Below are 6223 nucleotides of genomic sequence, written 5' to 3'. Positions count from 1 at the left end.
ACACTCGCAATAGAGAGAGTAAGAAGCAAATATCGGCTCTTTTGCAAATGTTGGGGTGTAACTAACCAACAAGCTTTTCTCGGCATCGAACACTATCGTGTTCGGTGCCGTTCTTTTTGCTCAACAATAGGATACGAGTCCGGAAACGGCCAAAGTGTCGCAGACCGTAACTTATTCGTTTCAATACTTTAATCTTGTTATTGCATGCTTCCGTATATCCGTTAGAAAAAGGCAGTAAGAACGCATTGGTTATCTGGCTCTTCCATGAAACAAAAGACGTAGAAAAGTTCCTAAATTCCGTTAACCGGGCTGTCTTTACGCTCTTTAACCACCACTCTAAATGGTATGTAATTGGCTCCTTGCCTTGCCTTTTAAAGATATGAATGAACTCTTGCTTTAGCTTGTATGCTTTTCTTAAATCATCTGAAACCCGTAAGATTTCTTCTAACTTAATAAGCTCAGCGTCCGTTAAACGGCCGGTGTGTTTCATGAGTATTCTCTTGTTGCTCTTTAACATGGCAGAATAGCGTACCAGCTTCTTTTGTTCACGCTTTCTAACTCGTTCTACCGCCCAGTCCACTAAACGGCAAACATGGTAGCGGTCACACACTATGTGAGCATGAGGAAATAGGGGTTCCATTACAAGCCTAAATTGCGGAGACATATCCATCACAATAAAGCGAACCTTCTGTCTCGCATTTCGGCTATAGGAAGCGAATACCTATACAGGGCGTTCGTATCCTTCTTCGGTAAACTATCAATGATATTATGGCTGTCCGGGTCGGTTAAAATAACCTGGTATTTCTGGCCGGCCGCATTGCCTCTAAACTCATCTACACCCAAGACGGTCGGCAATTCGTTCGGTCGTGAAATAGAAATAAGGGAGCAATACCGAATAACGGTAGTTACAGACACATGGCAAGCACGAGCGATGCTCGTGTAGTTCAGCCTTTCCTGTAACAGACGAAATATTTCGGCAATAGTAGTCATACCTAATCGCCTGTAACGCTGAATAAAGGGATTTTTTTCTGAAAATGAATGGGTACATTGAGGACAAGAATATCTACGTTGCTTGTATTTAGCACAGATATATAAACCGTGAATACTTCCTAGATTTATCGTACGAACTCGATAGTCCTTTATATATTTCGTAGTATGCCCGCAATAAGGGCAAGTATGCTCCGTGGCGGGAAGCCTCACCTCATAGACTAACGAAGTATCTGTTTGGTAGGAATGGGTAATACATTCCCCTTTAATATTGAAGAAGGGTTGTATATAATCAATAGTAGGCATATGAGATCGCATCCTTTCTTTAGGACTTAGACACTTTTATTGTAAAGCATGCGAGCCTCATATGCTTTTGTTTTGCAAAAAAATAATGTTGAAGTCAGCACCTATTCGGTGCTGACCCCAACATTTATTATAGAACCAGAATTATTGTTTGCGTTACAGTTTGTTATAATTCGTTACAATCTATTATTTCTCAAATAGAAATATGGTGCGGTTGGCGGGACTTGAACCCGCACGACCATAGATCACTGCCGCCTGAAGACAGCGCGTCTGCCATTCCGCCACAACCGCATAAAACTAAAAATCATACAACGCCTTATATTGCTCTTCGTTCTGCATTACTACTTTAACATACTCTCGTGTTTCTGAAAAGGGTATTTGCTCTATTTCAGAAAAATTTTTGTCCCAGCCGTACTCCTTTATCCATTCATCCACCTGACCACGGCCGGCATTATATGCCGACAGTACCAAAATCGTATTACCGTCGTATTCCCTGAAAAGGTAAGCCAGGTACCATGTTCCCATGCGTAAGTTCATACTCACGTCACTGAGTTTATCCGCTGAAAATCCGGGCAGGCCCATTTCTTCCGCTATCCACTCTCCCGTCTCGGGCATGATTTGCATGAGCCCGCTCGCACCGCGACGGGACGCCGCCTCCTGATTAAACTTGCTTTCCGCCAGGACAACAGCCGCGACCAGGCTGGGCCGCACACCGTTCGCATGGGCATATTGACGCACCATATAATCATATTCCAAAGGATAGACGAATTTGCGCATGACCGTCTGTTTCCACGAGCTGAAGTAAAAGATGCAGAGGAGCACCGCCAAAACAGCTATAATCGTCGTATCCGTCCTGTTTTTTCTCCTCAAAATATCCTCCCTTCCCGGCTCAGATACGGGATTGCAGTCTTCTCCACTGAAAAAGGACCTGTGTCTTCGTTTCTTCCGGCGTACCCGAGTTGTCGATGACGACATCGGCAAGCGCTTTTTTCCCGGCAACGGGAAGCTGCGAATGAATCCGCCGCTTCGCTTCTTCTTCACTACAGCCGTCCCGCTTTACAAGACGGGCCAATTGCACCTCGTAAGGTACATAAACGAGCCATACTTCATCAACATATGAGTCATATTTTACTTCATATAAAAGAGGCATGTCAAGAAAAACGGCCGACCCGCTCCCGGCTTTTTCCAACGCCTCGATATCATCGTCAATACGCCGGTAAATCAGCGGAAAGAGAATTTCTTCGAGCCGTTTTTTCGCCGCTTTATCGCCAAAAACAAGGCGCCCCATATATTCTCTGTCCATAGCCCCGCCGGGACCGACGGCTTCCGGTCCGAATGCCGCCGCCACGCGGCGCACTCCTTCCGTTCCGGCGGCCACGACATCATGGGCGATGCGGTCACAGTCGATGACCTTGGCCCCCAGGTCGCGGAGCATACCGGTCACAGTACTCTTTCCCGTGGCAATGGAACCGGTCAGGCCGATTTTGTACATATAGTTCCCCCTATTTCTGACAATGCGGGCAATAACGGGTGCCCCTGCCGCCCTGCTTGACATATTGAACGGCCGTACCGCATTTGATACACGGTTCTCCTTCTCTGCCGTAAACGGCGAGATTTTTCCGGTTGCCCCCTTCTCTGCCGCTGCCGTTGACGAAGTTGCGAATCGTCGTGCCGCCGTACGTAATTCCTTCCGCAAGAACCGACTGTATGGCTTCATGCAAAGCGACAAGGCTCTTTTTCGTCATGCTGCCGCAGCGGCGGGACGGGCGGATACCGGCGAGAAACAGCGCCTCGTCCGCATAAATGTTGCCGAGTCCCGCAATCACGGTCTGATCCAGCAAAAAAGCCTTTACGGTGCGTTCGGATTTTTTCAAGAGAGACCATATATAATCGACGGTAAAGTCCGGACCGTTCGCGTCGGGGCCGAGTGTGTCATACCCTTTAACGCCTGTCGGCCCGGCCGGCGGAATCAGCCACAGACAGCCGAAGGTACGGACATCACAATACACAAGATTCCCTTTATCGAGGCGGAAAATAATATGAGCCGACTTAGGCAAATCGGCTGCGGCGGGAAAATAGACGAGGCTTCCCGTCATACGCAGATGTATGAGAAGATGACGGGGACCGTCAAAGACAAGGCGCAGATATTTTCCTTTCCGCTGCACGGCCGTCACGGTCTGCCCGCGCAGAGCCGCCGCGAAATCGGCGGGCGACGCATTTTTAATAAGCCGTGGCAAGGCAACGTGAACGGTTTCAATCGTCCGTCCCGGCAAGACCGCCGCCAAGGTGCGGCGCACCGTTTCCACTTCCGTAAATTTCGGCATAGTATCCCCTCTTCCCTACTTGGCCTCTTCCCAGGTTTTACCGCTGTGTATATCCGCAATAAGCGGCACGGACAAGGTGACGATCCCTTCCATCGTTTCTTTCAGCACTGCTTCCGCTTCTTTCTTTTCGCTGTCAGGTACTTCCAGAACGAGTTCGTCATGCACCTGGACAAGCATGCGGCTCTTTAGATTACGCGCTTCCAATTCCGTCTGTACGGCATTCATCGCCATCTTGATAATATCGGCCGCGCTGCCCTGGATAGGCGTATTCATGGCTGTGCGCTCGGCAAATGAACGGCGCATAAAGTTTTTGCTGTTAATTTCCGGCAGAACGCGCAGCCGCCCGAACATGGTCCGCGCTTCACCGGTCCGCCGCGCTTCTTCAACAAGACCGTTCATGTAATCATGAATGGTGCTGTAGCGCGCAAAGTAAGATTCAATATACTCTTTGGCCCGTTTTCTCGTAATGCCTAAATTACGTGCCAGGCCGAAGTCACTGATACCGTAAATGATGCCGAAATTTACGGCCTTGGCATGGGAACGAAGCTCGCCCGACACGTCATCAAAAGGCACGCCGAAAACCTCCGCCGCCGTCCGTCTGTGAATATCCTGACGGTGGCGAAACCCGTCGATCATCGTCGGATCCTGTGAAAGATGCGCGAGAAGACGCAGTTCAATCTGCGAATAATCGCCTGAAATAAGCCAATCATACCCTTTTCCCGGCACGAAGAAGGAGCGGATTTTGCGTCCCTGTTCCGTGCGGACAGGGATATTCTGTAAATTCGGTTCCGAGCTGCTGAGACGGCCCGTCGCCGTCACCATTTGGTTGAAAGAGGTGTAAATCCGCCCCGTTTCCTGTACGATCAGCGGTTCCAACCCGTCCAGGTAAGTGGAGATGAGTTTCTTCAAAGCACGGAACTTGAGAATTTTCGGAATAATCTCGTTATATTCCGACAGTTCTTCCAGTACGGACGAGTCCGTCGAATAACCGGTCTTCGTCTTCTTGAGGGCGGGCAGGCCCATCTTTTCAAAAAGGATGACGCCGAGCTGTTTGGTTGAGTTAATATTGAAAGATGTGCCGGCAAGATCATAAATTTCCGTTTCCAGCGCATCCGCTTCCTGCGAAAATTCCGCCTTCATCGCTTCAAGCCGGTCGCGATTCACGGCGAACCCGTTGTCCTCCATAACAGCCAGGGTACGCACGAGCGGCGCTTCTATCCGTCTGTACAAATCAGCCAGCCTTTTGTCTTCCAGAGCTTCCATTTCAGCGGTTCGCAGCGACAGGATAAAAGCGGCGCAGCTGCCGAGCTGATGGGCCTCATCACGCTTGTCTTCACGGAAGGGCAGCCCGAAAAATTCGGATAAATATGTAAGGCCGTACGTCGTACGGGTCGGATCGAGGAGATAAGCCGCCAAGGTCACGTCAAAGAGAGGCGGCGTTGCCGCACCCGCATATTTTGCGGCCTTATACAGGGACTTCCCGTCTTCCGAAAGGACCGTATCCGCTTTTGCCAAAGCCCGCAGCCATACGCCGACAGCCTCACCGCTTACATAGTAAACTCCGTTTTCCACGGCCACGGCAAGACTTTTAGCCCGCATAGCGCCGGGAAGCTTTTCATATACGGCCGCAACGGCGGCTACGGCACCGTCAAGCGCCTGCGGCGTGAAATCTTCCAGAAATGTCAGCTCCGCCGCGTCTTCCTCTTTTTCCGGGTTTTCAAACCGGGCGAAAGCGGCAAACCGTTTCAGGAGGCTGCGGAAGCCGAGCCGCTTAAAAATTTCTTTTACTTCCTCTTCACGGGGCTGCGGCAGGAACATGTCCGTAGTGAAAGAAAGGGGAACACGGCAGTTGATCGTAGCCAATTCCTTTGAAAGCATGGCCTTATCCTTACTGTCAATCAACTTTTCACGCAGCTTCTTGCCGTTTATGTTATCAATGTGGTCATACACGCCTTCGACAGTGCCGTATTCGGCAATCAGCTTCTGCGCCGTCTTTTCGCCGACGCCGGAAACACCGGGAATATTATCGGATGCATCGCCCATAAGGGCTTTCATGTCGATAACCTGAGACGGCGTATAGCCGTACTCGCTCCGCATAACGGCAGGCGTCACGGCGAGCATCGTCGAAATGCCCTTCTTTGTCAGATAGACCGTAATCCTGTCGTCGACGAGCTGCAATGCGTCACGGTCGCCGGCAATAACGGAAATATCCGTATCGGCATCAGGTATGTTTTTGGCGACAGTACCGATGATGTCGTCCCCTTCATACCCTTCAATTTCCAGAACACGGATACCCAAACACGCCAAAACCTCCCGAATAAGGGCAAACTGCGGGCGCAATTCGTCGGGAGCCGGTTTACGGGTAGCCTTGTAATCGGCATATAAGTCGTTGCGGAAAGTATGTTTATCCTTATCAAAGGCCACAGTAATATACTGAGGGTTCAACTCTTCATATAACTTCAAGAGCATATTGAGAAATCCGTAAACGGCATTCGTCGGATTTCCCCGGCTGTCCGACAGGGGCGGCATGGCATAGAAAGCCCTGTACAGCAAACTGCTCCCGTCAACGATCATCAAGCGTTTTTTCATCTCAGTCACCTATTACCCGT

At 50.0% G+C, this 6223-nt stretch carries 6 protein-coding genes, 1 tRNA gene and 1 pseudogene; all 8 read right to left on the bottom strand.

The window, feature by feature from the left end; all coding sequences use genetic code 11:
- Positions 1–61 precede the first annotated feature (61 nt).
- Positions 62–664, bottom strand: coding sequence for a transposase (locus HMPREF0080_RS11015; protein WP_245527262.1), 603 nt, complete (start codon positions 662–664; stop codon positions 62–64).
- A 5-nt stretch (positions 665–669) separates the two neighbouring features.
- Positions 670–990: a DDE transposase gene (locus HMPREF0080_RS11010; RefSeq protein WP_006790869.1), complete on the bottom strand. Its 321-nt coding sequence runs from the start codon at positions 988–990 to the stop codon at positions 670–672.
- Positions 991–1104: 114 nt separating this feature from the next.
- Positions 1105–1293: pseudogene (locus tag HMPREF0080_RS11005) on the bottom strand (ISL3 family transposase); the annotation flags it as partial.
- 203 nt (positions 1294–1496) lie between these two features.
- Positions 1497–1581, bottom strand: a tRNA-Leu gene (locus HMPREF0080_RS07730).
- Positions 1582–1587: 6 nt separating this feature from the next.
- The gene (locus HMPREF0080_RS07725) at positions 1588–2160 is read right to left on the bottom strand and encodes a lytic transglycosylase domain-containing protein (protein ID WP_006790868.1); all 573 of its coding nucleotides are present in this window, start codon (positions 2158–2160) and stop codon (positions 1588–1590) included.
- A 19-nt stretch (positions 2161–2179) separates the two neighbouring features.
- Complete coding sequence (coaE, locus tag HMPREF0080_RS07720; RefSeq protein ID WP_006790867.1) at positions 2180–2782, bottom strand: dephospho-CoA kinase; 603 nt, start codon at positions 2780–2782, stop codon at positions 2180–2182.
- A 10-nt stretch (positions 2783–2792) separates the two neighbouring features.
- Entirely contained in the window at positions 2793–3614 is an 822-nt protein-coding gene (mutM, locus tag HMPREF0080_RS07715) for a bifunctional DNA-formamidopyrimidine glycosylase/DNA-(apurinic or apyrimidinic site) lyase (RefSeq protein WP_006790866.1), read from the bottom strand.
- A 15-nt stretch (positions 3615–3629) separates the two neighbouring features.
- Positions 3630–6203 (bottom strand): DNA polymerase I, encoded by a 2574-nt coding sequence (gene polA, locus HMPREF0080_RS07710; protein WP_006790865.1) that lies wholly within the window; start codon positions 6201–6203, stop codon positions 3630–3632.
- Positions 6204–6223: the final 20 nt, after the last annotated feature.

The organism is Megasphaera geminata F0357 (assembly GCF_000239275.1).
In the GTDB taxonomy this organism is placed as follows: domain Bacteria; phylum Bacillota; class Negativicutes; order Veillonellales; family Megasphaeraceae; genus Megasphaera; species Megasphaera geminata.
The sequence above is the reverse complement of the archived record's forward strand: the minus strand, read 5'-3'. Positions and strand labels throughout refer to the sequence as shown.

Coding starts and splice junctions, on each gene's coding strand:
- coaE (WP_006790867.1), bottom strand. CDS start 2,782: ATGTACAAAATCGGCCTGACCGGTTCCATTGCCACGGGAAAGAGTACT.
- HMPREF0080_RS11010 (WP_006790869.1), bottom strand. CDS start 990: ATGACTACTATTGCCGAAATATTTCGTCTGTTACAGGAAAGGCTGAAC.
- HMPREF0080_RS11015 (WP_245527262.1), bottom strand. CDS start 664: ATGTCTCCGCAATTTAGGCTTGTAATGGAACCCCTATTTCCTCATGCT.
- mutM (WP_006790866.1), bottom strand. CDS start 3,614: ATGCCGAAATTTACGGAAGTGGAAACGGTGCGCCGCACCTTGGCGGCG.
- polA (WP_006790865.1), bottom strand. CDS start 6,203: ATGAAAAAACGCTTGATGATCGTTGACGGGAGCAGTTTGCTGTACAGG.